At 53.7% G+C, this 15,692-nt stretch carries 16 protein-coding genes and 1 riboswitch; of the genes, 12 read left to right on the top strand and 4 right to left on the bottom strand.

The features are described 5' to 3' along the window. Window positions 1–203: 203 nt before the first annotated feature. From ilvC to IEW12_RS09565, 3 genes are all read right to left on the bottom strand, one after another. Window positions 204–1,220 carry a ketol-acid reductoisomerase gene (gene ilvC, locus IEW12_RS09555; protein ID WP_188565842.1) on the bottom strand — a complete coding sequence of 339 codons (1,017 nt, stop codon included), beginning with the start codon at window positions 1,218–1,220 and terminating at the stop codon, window positions 204–206. Between the two features lie 104 nt (window positions 1,221–1,324). Next, complete coding sequence (gene ilvN, locus IEW12_RS09560; RefSeq protein ID WP_188565843.1) at window positions 1,325–1,816, bottom strand: acetolactate synthase small subunit; 492 nt, start codon at window positions 1,814–1,816, stop codon at window positions 1,325–1,327. Window position 1,817: 1 nt separating this feature from the next. Next, the gene (locus IEW12_RS09565; protein WP_188565844.1) at window positions 1,818–3,533 is read right to left on the bottom strand and encodes an acetolactate synthase 3 catalytic subunit; all 1,716 of its coding nucleotides are present in this window, start codon (window positions 3,531–3,533) and stop codon (window positions 1,818–1,820) included. 622 nt (window positions 3,534–4,155) lie between these two features. On the opposite strand from IEW12_RS09565, the gene IEW12_RS09570 reads away from it, so the two are divergent. From IEW12_RS09570 to IEW12_RS09615, 10 genes are all read left to right on the top strand, one after another. Further along, the gene (locus tag IEW12_RS09570; RefSeq protein WP_188565845.1) at window positions 4,156–4,725 is read left to right on the top strand and encodes an RNA polymerase sigma factor; all 570 of its coding nucleotides are present in this window, start codon (window positions 4,156–4,158) and stop codon (window positions 4,723–4,725) included. Continuing rightward, window positions 4,722–5,138: a DUF3619 family protein gene (locus IEW12_RS09575; protein WP_188565846.1), complete on the top strand. Its 417-nt coding sequence runs from the start codon at window positions 4,722–4,724 to the stop codon at window positions 5,136–5,138. The genes IEW12_RS09570 and IEW12_RS09575 overlap by 4 nt, the downstream gene beginning before the upstream one ends. A 32-nt stretch (window positions 5,139–5,170) precedes the next feature. Beyond that, a complete protein-coding gene (locus tag IEW12_RS09580; RefSeq protein ID WP_188565847.1) occupies window positions 5,171–5,860 on the top strand; it encodes a DUF3106 domain-containing protein in 690 nt (229 codons plus the stop codon). A 3-nt stretch (window positions 5,861–5,863) separates the two neighbouring features. Beyond that, the gene (locus IEW12_RS09585; protein WP_188565848.1) at window positions 5,864–6,418 is read left to right on the top strand and encodes an RDD family protein; all 555 of its coding nucleotides are present in this window, start codon (window positions 5,864–5,866) and stop codon (window positions 6,416–6,418) included. Window positions 6,419–6,584: 166 nt separating this feature from the next. Then, a complete protein-coding gene (locus IEW12_RS09590) occupies window positions 6,585–7,274 on the top strand; it encodes a TetR/AcrR family transcriptional regulator (RefSeq protein ID WP_188565849.1) in 690 nt (229 codons plus the stop codon). Then, window positions 7,271–7,852, top strand: a complete 582-nt coding sequence (locus tag IEW12_RS09595) for an LOG family protein (RefSeq protein ID WP_188565850.1) — start codon at window positions 7,271–7,273, stop codon at window positions 7,850–7,852. Before IEW12_RS09590 ends, IEW12_RS09595 begins: the two co-directional genes overlap by 4 nt. A 124-nt stretch (window positions 7,853–7,976) precedes the next feature. Next, the gene (locus tag IEW12_RS09600; RefSeq protein ID WP_188565851.1) at window positions 7,977–8,186 is read left to right on the top strand and encodes a DUF3460 family protein; all 210 of its coding nucleotides are present in this window, start codon (window positions 7,977–7,979) and stop codon (window positions 8,184–8,186) included. Between the two features lie 3 nt (window positions 8,187–8,189). Continuing rightward, window positions 8,190–9,047, top strand: coding sequence for a segregation and condensation protein A (locus tag IEW12_RS09605; protein WP_188565852.1), 858 nt, complete (start codon window positions 8,190–8,192; stop codon window positions 9,045–9,047). Window positions 9,048–9,130: 83 nt separating this feature from the next. After that, on the top strand, window positions 9,131–9,970 hold the full coding sequence (panC, locus tag IEW12_RS09610) for a pantoate--beta-alanine ligase (RefSeq protein WP_188565853.1): 840 nt from the start codon (window positions 9,131–9,133) through the stop codon (window positions 9,968–9,970). Window positions 9,971–10,029: 59 nt separating this feature from the next. Further along, window positions 10,030–10,920, top strand: a complete 891-nt coding sequence (locus tag IEW12_RS09615; protein ID WP_188565854.1) for a cobalamin-binding protein — start codon at window positions 10,030–10,032, stop codon at window positions 10,918–10,920. A gap of 288 nt (window positions 10,921–11,208) precedes the next feature. Here IEW12_RS09615 and IEW12_RS09620 read toward each other — a convergent pair whose 3' ends face one another. Next, window positions 11,209–12,051, bottom strand: a complete 843-nt coding sequence (locus tag IEW12_RS09620; protein ID WP_229751024.1) for a M90 family metallopeptidase — start codon at window positions 12,049–12,051, stop codon at window positions 11,209–11,211. 343 nt (window positions 12,052–12,394) lie between these two features. On the opposite strand from IEW12_RS09620, the gene rarD reads away from it, so the two are divergent. Then, a complete protein-coding gene (gene rarD, locus IEW12_RS09625; protein WP_188565855.1) occupies window positions 12,395–13,279 on the top strand; it encodes an EamA family transporter RarD in 885 nt (294 codons plus the stop codon). Between the two features lie 96 nt (window positions 13,280–13,375). Next, window positions 13,376–13,475, top strand: a riboswitch (TPP riboswitch). A 63-nt stretch (window positions 13,476–13,538) separates the two neighbouring features. Beyond that, window positions 13,539–15,689 carry a TonB-dependent siderophore receptor gene (locus IEW12_RS09630; protein WP_188565856.1) on the top strand — a complete coding sequence of 717 codons (2,151 nt, stop codon included), beginning with the start codon at window positions 13,539–13,541 and terminating at the stop codon, window positions 15,687–15,689. Window positions 15,690–15,692: the final 3 nt, after the last annotated feature.

Genomic DNA, 15,692 nt, shown 5'->3' on the forward strand with positions numbered 1-15,692 from the left:
CTAAGAATAAAAAAAAACCGCACTTGCGTGCGGCTTTTTTAATGACATCAAAAAATTAGTTTTCGACTGATCGACCAGATTGTTTTTGGCAATCCATGTGCACTTGAAGTCGAAAAAAAAGCTGCACCTGCGTGCAGCTTTTCGACTTCAAGCTGTGCGCGCTTGCAAGCGCGCACTGGATGATGCCCGGTAATATCAGCAGATTAGTTTTTCGACTGATCGACCAGCTTGTTTTTGGCAATCCAAGGCATCATAGCCCGCAACTTGCCGCCCACTTCTTCGATCTGATGTTCTGCAGTCAAGCGACGGCGTGAAATCAGGGTTGGTGCGCCAGCCTTGTTTTCCAGGATGAAGCTCTTCGCGTATTCGCCTGTTTGAATGTCTTTCAGGCATTGGCGCATTGCGTTCTTGGTGTCTTCGGTCACGATGCGTGGCCCTGTGACATATTCGCCGTATTCCGCATTATTGGAGATCGAGTAGTTCATGTTGGCGATACCGCCTTCATAGATCAGGTCAACGATCAGTTTCAGTTCATGCAGGCATTCGAAGTAAGCCATTTCAGGCGCGTAACCGGCTTCAACCAGAGTTTCAAAACCGGCCTTGATCAGTTCCACGGTACCGCCGCACAGCACTGCCTGTTCGCCGAACAAATCAGTTTCTGTTTCTTCGCGGAAGTTGGTTTCGATGATGCCGGCACGGCCGCCGCCATTCGCCATTGCATAAGACAGAGCGATATCGCGTGCGGAACCGGATTTATCCTGGTACACAGCGATCAGGTGGGGAACACCGCCGCCCTGGCTGTAAGTACCGCGCACGGTATGGCCTGGAGCTTTAGGAGCGATCATGATCACGTCCAGATCGGCGCGAGGAACAACTTGTCCGTAGTGAACGTTGAAGCCGTGTGCAAATGCCAGTACCGCGCCTTGTTTTGCATGCGGAGCGACATTCTCGTTGTAAACCTGGGCGATATTTTCATCCGGCAGCAAAATCATGATGACGTCTGCAGCTTTCACTGCTTCGTTGACTTCGGCCACGTTCAGGCCGGCATTTTTTGCCTTGTTCCATGAAGCGCCGTCTTTACGCAGTGCGACAGTTACTTTGCAGCCGGAATCATTCAGGTTTTGTGCGTGCGCATGTCCTTGCGAACCGTAGCCGATGATGGTTACGTTTTTATCTTTGATCAGGGACAGGTCACAATCTTTATCGTAGAAAACTTTCATTTTTAATCCTAGTAATTTAATAGTATGCAGTTGAATTTTGTTTAAGCGGGCTGGTATCTAAGCGCCCGCATAGACTCTGAGAGAGATTATTATTGGATCTTGAGTCAGACCTTGAGTATGCGCTCGCCGCGACCAATGCCTGAACCGCCGGTACGGACCGTTTCCAGGATCGCCGTTCGATCGATGGAATCGATAAAGGCGTCCAGCTTGCCCTTATTGCCGGTCAGTTCTATCGTGTAGGTTTTTTCGGTCACGTCGATGATGCGGCCACGGAAAATATCCGCAGTACGCTTCATCTCTTCACGTTCCTTGCCGACCGCCCTCACCTTGATCAGCATCAGTTCGCGCTCTATATGCGCACCTTCGGTCAGGTCCACCACTTTCACTACCTCAATCAGGCGGTTCAAATGCTTGGTGATCTGCTCGATGATGTCATCCGATCCGGAAGTGACTATCGTCATCCGGGACAGCGTCGCATCTTCGGTAGGCGCCACAGTCAGCGTCTCAATGTTGTAGCCACGGGCCGAAAACAAACCGACAACGCGGGACAGGGCACCTGCTTCATTTTCCAGCAAAACAGAAATGATATGTCTCATGTTACAGATCCTCCGAACCCAACAGCATTTCAGTCAGGCCCTTGCCTGCCTTGACCATAGGCCAGACATTCTCGGTTTGATCCGTAATGAAATTCATGAATACCAGTCTGTCTTTCATTGCAAATGCATCTCTCATCGCACCATCCACGTCACCCGGCTTTTCTATCTTCATGCCGACGTGGCCGTAGGCCTCCACCAGCTTGTTAAAGTCCGGCAGCGAATCCATATAGGATTCTGAATAGCGGGAGCCGTAATCAATCTGCTGCCACTGCCTGACCATGCCGAGGAAGCGGTTATTCAGCAGAACGATCTTGGGCGTCAAGTGATATTGCTTGCACGTCGCCAGTTCCTGGATACACATCTGGATGGAGGCTTCACCAGTCACGCAGGCAACCGTGGCATCGGGATTGGCCATCTGCACGCCCATCGCATACGGCAAGCCGACACCCATCGTGCCCAGACCGCCGGAATTGATCCAGCGGCGCGGTTTGTCGAAGTTATAGTATTGCGCAGCCCACATCTGATGCTGGCCGACGTCGGACGTGATAAAGGCATCGCCCTTGGTCACTTCCCACAACTTCTGCACTACCGCCTGCGGCTTGATGACTTCACTGGAAGTTGGATACTTCAGGCAATCGCGGCCGCGCCACTCGCCTATCTGTTTCCACCAGCTCGCCAGCGCCTTGGGATCGGGACGGATTTCTATCGTATTCAATTGCGACAGGAATTCCTGCAGCACGTCCTTGACGTTGCCGACGATAGGAATATCCACCTTGACGCGCTTGGAAATCGATGAAGGATCGATATCGATATGGATGATCTTGCGCGGAACCGACGCGAAATTCTTCGGATTGCCGATCACGCGGTCATCGAAACGCGCACCGATGGCGATCAACACGTCGCAATGCTGCATCGCCATGTTGGCTTCATAGGTACCGTGCATGCCCGGCATGCCGACGAATTTCTCATCGGAGGCACGGTAGGCGCCGAGACCCATCAGCGTATTGGTTACCGGGAAACCCAGCTTGTCGACCAGCTTGTTCAGTTCCGGTGCAGCGTTTGCCAGGATCACACCGCCGCCGGTGTAGATCATTGGGCGTTCCGCCTGCAGCAGCAACTGCACAGCCTTGCGGATCTGGCCGGAATGGCCCTTATCGACAGGCTTATAGGAACGCATCTCTATCTCTTTAGGATAGGAGTAGGTCGTCTTGTGCATGGAGATATCCTTAGGGATATCCACCAGCACCGGACCCGGCCTGCCTGTAGAAGCGATATAGAAAGCTTTCTTGATCGTTGTCGCCAGCTCTCTTACATCCTTGACCAGGAAGTTGTGCTTGACGCAGGGGCGCGTAATACCGACGGTATCGCACTCCTGGAATGCATCCTGGCCGATTGCGTGGCTAGGCACCTGCCCGGAGATGATGACCATAGGGATGGAATCCATATAGGCCGTCGCCAGACCTGTAACCGCATTGGTCACGCCTGGGCCGGAAGTAACCAGCGCTACGCCAACTTTTTGGGAGGAACGGGAGTAAGCATCTGCAGCGTGAATCGCCGCCTGCTCATGGCGAACAAGAATATGTTGAAACTTGTCCTGATTGAAAATTGCATCGTAAATATACAGTACTGCACCGCCTGGGTATCCGAAAACGTGCTCAACGCCCTCTTCGGCCAAACATCGTACCAATATTTCTGCGCCTGTTATTTCTGAATTCATGGTTGTTGTCCTTTCAAGGTCCATAGGAGATTGATAGGATGTTCTTTCCTGGCGAAATTGCTTCGCGCGGCTGCTAGCTGCCATTCCTTTTTGTGCTGTCACGCCACCCTTCATACATCCGTTGGACATAGTTCCAGGCACCGCTTAAGGCACTCGTTCAGTCAGTGTTTAAGCCTTGCAACTACAAATTTCTCACGCTTGTGGCATGGGTTAGAACAAACAGCTTCAAGTAAAGCGCACCTGTTTGACCGGCATTGTGGGCCGATGTGACAGGCATTTTTTGCCCCGAGATCTCAGGGCGGACTAGTACGGTACTGCGTTGCACCAATCTGGTCAAGACAATTTCTTGGTTGAATCGCAAATTTCTTGCAAAAAACGCCCGACAAATCAAGATATGTAACAAAATTGTAGGGACAGTAAGCAGCATTTTTGCTAGCATTAGCGCGATTAAAAAGCCCTGTCTTCAAGGCAAAGTAAAATTCCCACCTACTTTTCCAGGATTTTTCGCGGAATTTAGCTATTGATGAATGAATTTTCGGCAAAAGATAAAGAATAAGCGACGTATTGATGAGGCCCGCCGAAATGACACGCATCTTTGAACCAATGATTACGAACGCCACTCATGGCCACAGATAAAGAATTATCCAATTTCCTGGAGGGCGTAGAACGCCGCGCCTTCAAGCACGCAGCATATACTGTACGCAATGATGAATCCGCACTGGATATTGTTCAGGAAGCAATGATCAAGCTCGCCGAAAAATACGGTGACAAGCCTGCCGGCGAATTGCCGATGCTATTCCAGCGCATATTACAGAACACGATACTAGATTTTTTCCGCCGGGAAAAAGTACGCAATACCTGGGTCAGCCTGTTTTCCAATATGACACCGGCCAATCAGGACGATGATAATTTTGATTTATTGGAAAGTTATTCGGCGGAAGAAGGGACCGAGGCTTCGGAGTCAAGTGCTGATAAAATAGAAAGAGAGCAAGTCCTCACCATTATTGACGAAGAAATACAAAAACTGCCCGCACGTCAACGGGAAGCCTTCCTCATGCGTTACTGGGAGGACATGGATGTGGCTGAAACGGCCGCGGCGATGGGCTGCTCTGAAGGGAGCGTAAAAACACATTGCTCACGCGCAACACACGCTCTTGCAGCATCGCTGAAGGCTAAAGGGATACGCTTATGAACTACTCAAAAGAAACCAGGGATATTGATTTCGCCTATAAAGTGCGTCATGCACTCAACGAATCTGCAGAAAAACTGCCGTCCCAGACTCTGGACCGCCTGGCCAATGCCAGGAAAATAGCGATGTCCCGCAAGAAGGCGGACACGCCTAGTGCTGCTTTGGCCATTAAAGGCGTGTTGGCTGGCAATGCCGGCTTCTCGTTCCAGGGCCCCGGCTCGTGGATGGGCAAGCTGGGTGTCGCCCTGCCTTTGCTGGTGCTGATCGTCGGCCTGTTCGGCATTTATCACTATGAAGAGCAGCGCCGCGTCAGGGACCTGGCCGATATCGACGCCGCAGTCCTGGTGGATGAATTGCCACCGGATGCCTACTTGGACACGGGCTTCACTGCCTATCTGAATAATGCGGGGGAATAGGCGTGCGTTTTTCCGTTCCAACGGTAACTAATTTGGCTCACTTAGCCGGCAAAAACAGAATTACGACTAGCATACTCGCCGCATTTTTATGCGTACCGCTGGCTTATGCCGGCGGTAATGCCGTGCATGCTGCATCTGCATCCAAGCCTGCAGCAACGGTAACACCGCCTGTTGCCGGCGTAGGACCGACCTGGTCCAGCCTGCTGCCTACCCAAAAGACAGTACTCGCATCATTGGCGCCTGATTGGCCAATGATGGGCGAACTCCAGAAAAGAAAATGGATGGAAATCGCCAATAAATACCCATCGATGAAGCCGGATGAGCAAGCCCGTATCCAGGAGCGCATGCGCGCCTGGGTGAAGCTGACCCCGGAGCAGCGCATGGCTGCGCGGGAGAACTTTACCCGTGTGATGAACCTGAAGCCGGAACAAAGATCTGCACAGTGGCAGCAATACCAGCAACTGAGCGAAGAACAAAAGAAACAATTGGCAGAGCAGGAAGCCGCCAAGAAGAAAACGGTCACCAACCTGCCGCCTGAAGCACAGAGAAAAACCGTACCCCTGGCGCCGATCAAAGCCGTAGCGCCAAAACGTATCGTCAATCCGGTACCGGCATCGCAGCCTGCGGCGGCGATCGTGCAATTGCCCGCCCCTCCTGCCTCGGCTTCCATGCCTGCAGCTACCACCAATGTCGCACCGGCATCCCAAGCAGTCGCAAAGTAAAACGTGTCAACCATATTAACGACTCCGCGGATGAAACGCCGCCTGGTGTGCATGCTGTATGAAGCGGTACTGGTTTTCGGCCTGCTGGTGGTGGCCGGATGCGCGTTCTACGGCGTGGCAGCAATCTTCGGCATCAAGTTTATCGCCTACGCGCAAACCAACAGCTCCACGGCCTTTCACATAGCACTGCAGGCTTGGCTATTTACCGTGCTGGGCCTGTATTTCGTTTATTGCTGGCGCAAGAGCGGCCAGACGTTGGCGCAAAAGACCTGGCGCATACGCGTCACCGATCTGGATGGCGAGCGCGTACCACTGGCAAAAGCAGTCGTGCGCTACCTGTTGGCATGGATGTGGTTCCTACCAGCAACTATCCTCGCATGGCGATTTGAATTGCGCAGTCTGAGCCAGGTCAGCGGCATGGTGGCTGCCGGCATCGCCGCCTGGGCCATGACGGCACTTTTGGACAAGAATGGCCAATTCTTGCACGACAAGCTGGCAAAAACCCGGCTGACGCATGTAGAACTGGATCCGAACGTCGATCACAAATACATCAGGTAAGCGACCACATCAAAATTAGCCAGTTTTGATACGTTTTAAAGGCAAATAGGCAAAAATAAGCATATTTCAAATGCTTATCGCCAATACACCAGCATTTGCGCCGCGCCATGATTTTTGTGGATTGCGTGTTCAATGTTATTCTATTGAAAAATCATAGAGAAATAACATGCAACACAAAGCTCCTCGCCGCACCAGAGAACGCATTCTGGAACTATCACTCAGGTTATTCAATGAATTCGGCGAACCGAATATCACGACGACCGTGATCGCCGAAGAGATGAACATCTCCCCTGGTAATCTGTATTACCACTTTCGCAATAAAGACGATATCGTCAATTCCATCTTTACCCAGTTCGAAGAAGAGATCAATAAGAAGCTGGCCTTCCCGCATGGACGCAAGGCCAATATCCAGGATATCTGGACTTATCTGCATCTGACCTTTGAACTGGTGTGGCGCTACCGTTTCTTTTACCGCGACCAGAATGATTTGCTGTCCAGAAACCGTAAGCTGGAACTGAACTTCAAGCAAATCCTGACGCATAAGATCAAGGTGGCGACCGAGCTCTGTACAGGTCTGCGCGCCGATGGCGAGTTTGAAGCAACCGACATGGATATCGATGCGCTGGCCACCAATATGGTCATAGTCGCCACTTATTGGCTCTCTTACGAATACGTCAGGAATCCGCGCAAGTACACGGAACAGCAAGCCATGTCGGAATCGCTGACCCGCGGCTGCTATCAGGTCATTGTACTGATCAGCCCCTATCTGCGCGGCGAGACCAAGGAAGTATTTGAAAAGCTGTCGCAGGAATACCTGCGCAAAATGAACGCCAAAGAAACAATCCCTTCCCCATGAAATCCATCTGCGTGTATTGCGGCTCCTCTGCAGGAGCCTCCGCTGTCTATACCGAAGCGGCACAATCGCTGGCAAAGCAATTCGTCGATAACGATATCGCGCTGGTCTACGGCGGCGGCAACGTCGGTCTGATGGGCGTGATTGCAGACGAGGTGCTACGCCTGGGCGGCAAGGCCACCGGCGTAATACCGAAGGCACTGATGGACAAGGAAGTAGGCCACACCGGCCTCACCCAACTGCACATCGTTGCCAACATGCACGAGCGCAAGGCGATGATGGCTGATTTATCCGATGGTTTTATCGCCATGCCGGGTGGCGTGGGTACGCTTGAAGAGTTGTTCGAGGTATTCACCTGGGCGCAATTGGGTTTCCACACCAAGCCCATCGGTGTGCTGAATGTGGACGGCTTCTACAATAGCCTGATTGCCTTCCTGGAACATACCGTGGCCTCCCGCTTTCTGAAGGCCGAGCATCTCGCAATGCTGTTTAACGAAGCCGATCCGCAAAAGCTGGTACAACGCTTCAGGCAATATCAGCCTGTGCTGGTAGATAAATGGCTAAAGAAGCAAGATCTGTAGATAGACTTACCGGCAAATCAACTCTGCGCCGGCCTGTGCATCCACTGAAATTGCCGCATCTGCTGTCCGAATAACAGGGTAAAATGTTGCCTTTGATGCTTTTAACCGTTTTTATAGCGATATCATGAAATTATCCAAGCAATTCCAGCTTTACGAATCCGAGGCAACCCAGTTTATCAAGGGTTTGAAACAAGCCAATCCGGCACTGGAACAAAGCCAGCGTGACGGCCGCGCCTTGCTATGGGATAAAGCGCCTATCGACCTCGATACGCAACAGCGCACCAAAGAATCCCGCATCAATCAACAAGCTTACGTGTACCAAAACAAAGGCTAATACGTGAGCGTTGCACCAAGCTTGCCGGCAACTGAGCTGCCTCTGGTCGGCTCTACCGATAGCACGCCCGATGTGGTCGATGGCCTCGCTTTCGCCAAACTGTATGGCGAACCGCTGTTCAAGCTACCGAATGATCTGTACATCCCCCCCGATGCACTGGAGATTTTCCTGGAGGCCTTTGAAGGCCCCCTGGATCTCTTGCTGTACCTGATCCGCAAACAGAATTTCAACATCCTCGATATCCCGATGGCGCAGGTCACCCTGCAATACCTGGAATACGTGGAGCAAATCCGCAAGCACAATCTGGAACTGGCCGCAGAATACCTGTTGATGGCGGCGATGCTGATCGAGATCAAATCGCGCATGCTGCTGCCGGTGAACAAAACCGAAACCGGTGACGAAGCGGAAGATCCGCGCGCGGAACTGGTACGGCGCCTGCTCGAATACGAGCAGATGAAGCTGGCTGCCTATGACCTCAATGCAGTTCCACAGTTGGGCCGCGATTTCCTGCATGCGCAGGTCTTCATAGAAACCAACACCGTCCTGCATTGGCCGCATGTCGATGTCGTCGATTTGCAGGCTGCCTGGGCCGACGTTTTGAAACGCGCCACCCTGGTGGCACATCACAAGATCAGCCGCGAAGAACTGTCGGTGCGCGAGCATATGACGGGCATCCTGCGGCGCCTGCAATCGGCCAAGTTTGTCGAATTCTCCGACCTGTTTGATCCCTCCAAAGGCGCGCCGGTGCTGGTCGTCAATTTCGTCGCCTTGCTGGAGCTGGCGAAAGAAACGCTGATAGAAATTACCCAGGCCGAAGCCTTTGCGCCGATTTACGTCAGGCTGTCTTATTCGCCAGCCTAGGCTGAGGCAGAAACCACCTGTTTTGAAGTACTGCAGCCCGCGGCGCTTCAAAAAAGAAATGTCACACTTTTGAAAACAGACACATGAAAATCATTTCCTCCATCGAAGAATTGCGCGACCAGTTGCGCGGCCAGTTGCGTACTGCCTTTGTACCAACCATGGGCAATCTGCATGAAGGCCACCTGTCGCTGATGCGCCTGGCGAAGAAACACGGCGATCCGGTGGTTGCCTCCATCTTTGTCAACCGCCTGCAATTCGGACCGAACGAAGACTTTGACAAATATCCGCGCACTTTCCAGGCCGACGTAGAAAAGCTGGAAAAAGAAGGCGTGTATGTGCTGTTCGCACCGACAGAAAAAGACTTGTACCCTGAGCCGCAAGAATACCGCGTGCGCCCGCCGGATGACCTGGGCAATATCCTGGAAGGCGAATTCCGTCCCGGCTTTTTCACTGGCGTGACCACTGTCGTGCTGAAGCTGTTTTCATGCGTGCAGCCTAAAGTGGCGGTCTTCGGCAAGAAGGATTACCAGCAGTTGATGATAGTGCGCAATATGTCCAAGCAATTCGCATTGCCGACTGAAATCATCGCCGCCGAAACCTGGCGCGCGGACGACGGCCTCGCTTTGTCGTCCCGCAACGGCTATCTGAGCGACGCTGAGCGCGCAGAGGCGCCAGCCTTGTACCAGACCTTGAACGAAGTCGCGCAAGAACTGCGCGCCGGCCACCTGGACGTATTCGAGCTGGAGAAAAAAGCGATGGCCAAACTGGCGGCCCGCCAATGGAATCCAGACTACATCGCCGTGCGCAAGCAAGCCGACTTGCAACCGCCGTCGGCAGGCGACCTGGCACAAAAAGCGCCACTGGTAGTGGTTGCTGCAGCCAAACTGGGCAAAACCCGTCTGATCGACAACCTCGAAGTCTGATGCAAAAGATGCGTCGTGGCGTGAGCATTAACATGAGCATGAGTTGTAGAGCCGGCAGCATGCTAGTCGGCATAATCTTCGCTGCTTGCTGCGCCAGTTCTTTCGCTGCAGTAGTTGCAACAAGCGTCAGCGTCATCGACGATGCGCAACGCACCGTTGCGCTGGAAAAGCCTGCGGCGCGCATCATCAGCCTGGCGCCGCATACTACAGAGCTGCTGTTCGCCGCTGGCGCGGGCTCCAGGGTAATCGGCGTCAGCGAATACAGCGACTATCCTGAACAGGCAAAGAAAATTGCTTCCGTCGGCAATGTATTCGCGCTGGATTTCGAGCGCGTACTGGCCTTGCAGCCGGACCTGGTCGTGGTGTGGGGTACAGGCAACGGCAGCGCCATTGCCGACAAGCTGCGCGGCCTGCACCTGAACGTCTATCAAAGCGATCCGCACGACTATGAAGGAATCGCCACGTCGATGGAACGCCTGGCGGTGCTGACCGGCACAGCCGCGACCGGAAAATCGGCAGCGAGTGCATTCCGTGAACGGCTGCAGAATTTAAAGAAAACCTATGCGCAAGCACCGGGAACAAAGCCGGTGAGCGTGTTCTACCAGATCTGGCGCAGCCCCTTGATGACGCTGAACGACACCCATATGGTATCGGCAGCGATCCGGCTATGCGGCGGTGAAAACATCTTTGGCAAGCTGCGTGAAATCAGCCCCACCGTAAATACCGAAGCGGTGCTGAAAGCCAATCCTGAAGTCATCATGACCACCGATGGCGAAAAACAGGAAGCGCTGGAAAACTGGACCCGCTTCAGCAAGCTGGCAGCAGTTGAAAAATCCAATCTATATATCGTCAAAGGCGACTGGGTCAACCGCTCCGGGCCGCGCATCCTGGATGGCACGGAAGCAGTCTGCAAATATCTCGACAGAGCGCGCAAAAAACGCAGTCACTAGAACTCATTTCATAAATAGGAGCGAGTGCGAACGAGTCCATTTGAGATGCAGTGCGAGGCGTGTCGCGACGCAAAGACTGGCCGTCTTTGCTAGCGGCACAACGCTGCAATGCGCCCAAATGGGCCGTTCCCGGAGGGTTTGCCTTAAAAGCGGCGCTGGCTGCGTTGCGCTCGTTACCTCGGCGGCCCCGTCAATAGCCCCGCTATTGACGCCTCGCACGTCTTGCCAGCGCCGCTTTTAAGGAAAACGCATCTCACTCCTATTTATGAAATGAGTTCTAGCGCAAGCCTAGTGCCACTCGCGAGGATCTACGCGGTAATACTCCCTTAACTCGGCAAACAGGGCGGGATGAAATTCCGCCATCTGCCAGGATTTCTCAAAAAAAGTCTCGGTCGCCACTGCAAAGAATTCTGCCGGATTGGTCGCGCCGTAATAATCCATTGCGCTCTCCATGTGATAGGCCGCTGCCTCCTGCAGCTTGCGAAACTCATGCATCATCACCGCAGACCAGCGCTGGTATTTTTCCTTGCTCATCAATTGCGGAGCACCGTTGGGTGCACCGGTCTCGCTATCGAGCTGGTGCGCAAATTCGTGCAACACCACGTTGTGTCCATCGATAAAATCCGTATTCCTTTGCTGCACATGATCCCAGGCCAGGATCACCCTGCCATCGCTCCAGGATTCGCCAGAAAGGGTCTGGTTCGCATGGGTGACAATGCCGCCGGCACCCAGTTCCGTACGCGGCGCAATGAACGCGGAAGGGTAGACCAGCACCAGCTTCAGGTCTGGAAATACGCTGGCAGGACGATTCAGCAACAGCATGCAAGCCTTGCCGGCTATCGTCACCCTGACTTCATCATTGATCCTGAAGCCATCACAGCCTATGAATTTTTTCTCATGCAGGAATTGCTTGATCAGGCGCTTCAACTGTAACTGCAGATGCGTTGGCATCCTGGCATAGGCCGGAATATTCCGTCTGAGAATACGGGAGTAATTGCCGGGAAAAGGCTGCCGGACAGCGCGACGCAGCCTGTATTTGGGAATCCAGAATACCAGGCCCATCGTCAGCAGCGAAAATAACAATAGATACAGCAGCGGCATCATCTGCTCCCACGATGAAGATACTCGCAAACGCCGCGCCCTTGGCAAGGACCGCCTATCGATACATCTACGCTATCAGTGGTACCTGCACTATCGGCACTATTCATCATTTGCATGGACTGCCCCTTGTAAGAAAGCTAGCTGATAGATGGGACAAGTACAAGGAAAAGCAATGGCTGCCTGCCCTTTATTTTTGATCCCTCGCGGCAGCAGCCTAGTTGCCCTGTGAGAATGCCGATTTGCTGCGATAATGCCAAATGAACAAGGGCATGCCGCTAGAACTCATTTGCTCATTTTATAAAAATAGTCATGAAATGAGTTCTGGCAAAGATTTGACCTGCCTGCCTCCTCCCTCCAATTCTGATTGTCCGTCATGCGTAAAGGCATAATATTCGCCGCCACCTCTTACATACTCTGGGGTTTGTTTCCACTCTATTTCAGGTCATTGCACGAATTTGCGCCTATAGAAATACTGCTGCACCGCATGCTGTGGTCGCTGCTCTTCCTGTCCCTGGTATTGCTGGCACGCAGGCAATGGTCATGGTTGCGCGATGTGGCCCGCCAGCCGAGGCTGGTTGCCGGTTTTGCTGCCAGCGCGCTGCTACTGTCGGGCAACTGGTTTATCTATATCTGGTCCATCAACAACGGCCACGTCATTGATTCGAGCCTGGGTTATTTCATGACGCCGCTGGTGAATGTGGTACTGGGCTTCCTGCTGTTGCATGAGCGCCTGCGGCCAGGCCAGTGGGTGTCGGTCGCAATGGCCGCCTGCGGCGTCTTATGGCTTGCAGTACAGGCGGGACATGTGCCCTGGATAGGTCTATCGCTGGCGATGACCTTCGGCGGCTACGGCCTGCTGCGCAAGACCGCAAAGCTGGGTGCATTGGAAGGGCTTTCGCTGGAGACCTTGCTGCTATTCCCGCTTGCTGCAGCCTATCTGGCAATATTGAGCAGCCAGGGGCAAAGCCATTTTGGCGGCGCTTCCACGCCGTCCCAGCTACTACTGCTGGCAGCCGGCCCTATCACGGCCATCCCCTTGCTGTTATTTGCGGCCGGCGCCAGGTTGATACCGATGTCCACCCTGGGTTTGCTGCAATACATTTCACCCTCACTGCAATTACTGCTGGGCGTATTACTGTTCAAAGAACCGTTCAATGGAGACAGGCTGATAGGCTTTGTCGCGATCTGGGCAGCGCTCGCCGTGTATTCGGTCGAGGGCCTGCGGCAAAGCTACAGGCTGTCAAAACAAAGCAATTAGGCAACAAAACAAGCTAAAACCCGCCTATATAGCCATTTGGCCATGATGGATATCAGCATGCCCCTCGCGAAAGCCGGGGGTTTCGTGGTAAAGTGGCATCCTCGCTAGGGGTCCTGGAAGCATTGTTTCCGGGTGAGAAATACCCTCCGAACCTGATCTGGATAATGCCAGCGCAGGGAAGCGCAAAGCTCCTCCCCTATCTTTGTTTGCTCTCCAGCGTCGCTTCCAGTACAAAGCAACCGGAATTTACAGAGCAAACATGTCCAACTTATCATCTTCACGCGTCCGCTACTCCATCGGCCGCACCATCATCGCCCTGTCCGTCGCGCAGGCATTTGCCATTCCCGCTTTTGCGCAAAGCGCGTTGCCGGAAGTCGTGATCAGCGCCGTCAAGCAAGACAATAATAAGGCGGACCGCGCCAGCGTCGGCGGCTTCTCCAGCGCGCCTATCGTGGAAACGCCCGCTTCCATCACCGTGTTCACGCAAAACCTGATGCAGGATCTGCAAGTACGCCAGACCACCGATGCGCTGAAGTACGATGCCAGCGTCAATGATTCCTACAATGCGATCGGTTACGCGGAACAATTTTCCATACGCGGTTTTGCGCTGGACAATTCCAGCAGCTACCGCAAGGATGGACTGGCTATACCAGGCGATGCATCCATCCCGTTGGAAAACAAGGAACGCATAGAAATACTGAAGGGCATCGCCGGCTTCCAGGCTGGCTTTGCCACGCCTGGCGGCGTCATCAACTATGTAACCAAGCGTCCGACGGAAACGCCGCTACGCTCTGTCACCGTGGGCGCCAGTGAGCGCGGCACGCTGTATGGCGCGGTCGATCTGGGTGGGCAATTTGATGACAGCCGTTTCGGCTACCGCATCAATGCCGCCGATGAGAGATTGCGCTCCTATGTAAAAGGCGCGGACGGCCAGCGCCAGTTTGGCTCCCTCGCCTTCGACTGGAAAATCTCGCCGCAGGCACTGCTGCAATTGGATATGGATTACCAGCACAAGTCGCAATTGACCGTGCCCGGCTTCCAACTGTTCAACGGCACGGACTTACCAAGAAATGTCAGCGCCGACACCATGCTGAACAGCCAGCCCTGGGCCCGCCCGGTGGATACCCGCGACAGCAATATCGGCCTTCGTTTTGAATACAAGCTGAACCAGAACTGGAAAGCATCGCTGGCGGCGAACAAGCATGAGTTCAAGCGCGACGATTTCACAGCCTTCCCTTACGGCTGCGGCGAGATCGCAGGCTATTGCGCCAACGGCGACTATGATGTGTACGATTACCAAAGCACCAACGAATCCAAATCGCCGCTGGCTACGCAAGCGCTGTTGCAGGGTAAATTCCTGACAGCAGGCCTGCAGCATGAACTGACATTGGGGTTTTCCAGTTTTGAGCGCAAGGACAGGTTTGGCGACTATGTGTACGACTACGTGGGCACCAGCAATATTTTCCACCCTGTGGTCGTGCCCTCCTCCAGCAATGTGACGCAAAACGTTTCGCTGCGCCGGCATGAAAAGGAATGGTCGGTTTTCGCCCAGGACGTCCTGAGCCTGACGGACAATCTGAAATTGCACCTGGGTGCGCGCCATGTGCACATCAAGCGCGACCAGTATATCGACGCCGATACGCCTGAAGCAAAGTACGACCGCAGCTACCTGTTGCCGAACGTGGCGCTGGTATTCAGCCCGCAAAAGAACTGGTCGGTGTACGGTTCATACACTGAAGGACTGGAGCACGGCGGCATCGCACCTTTCGGCTCAGAAAATGTGAACCAGTTGCTGAATCCGAACAAATCCAAACAATATGAACTGGGCGTCAAGGCCGACGTTGGCCGGGACCTGACTGTGACGGCTGCCGTGTTCCAGATCAAGAAGTCGCTGGAAATCAGCAAGCTATTGTCGGCTGACGATGAGTTCCCGACTTATCTGCAGGCAGGCCAGGAAAAACATACCGGTCTGGAGCTGGCCGCACAAGGCAGGATCACCAGCGATCTGTCGCTGGGCGCCAGCCTGACCGCATTGCGCGCACGCCAATACGACACCGGTGATGTCACGCTCGAAGGCAAGCGCGTCACCAACGTGCCGTCATTGAAAGCCAGTGTATATGCGGACTATGCCGTACAACAGGTGAGCGGCCTGAACGTGAATGCGACAGTACTGTATTCCGGCGACAAGGCATTCAGCCCGGACAATCGTGTGACGGTCCCCGGCTACTTAGTGGTCAACCTGGGCGCGCGCTATGCAACCCAGATCGCCGGTACTGCGACGACGCTGCGCTTCAATGTAGACAATGTGTTTGATAAGTTCTACTGGCGCGATGTGACGCAATCGCTGGGCGGCTATCTGTTCCCGGGGGCATCGCGCCTGTATAAAGTATCGGCGCAGTTCGACTTCTAAGGT

It is taken from the genome of Parundibacterium terreum, from assembly GCF_014636315.1.
Lineage (GTDB): Bacteria > Pseudomonadota > Gammaproteobacteria > Burkholderiales > Burkholderiaceae_D > Undibacterium > Undibacterium terreum.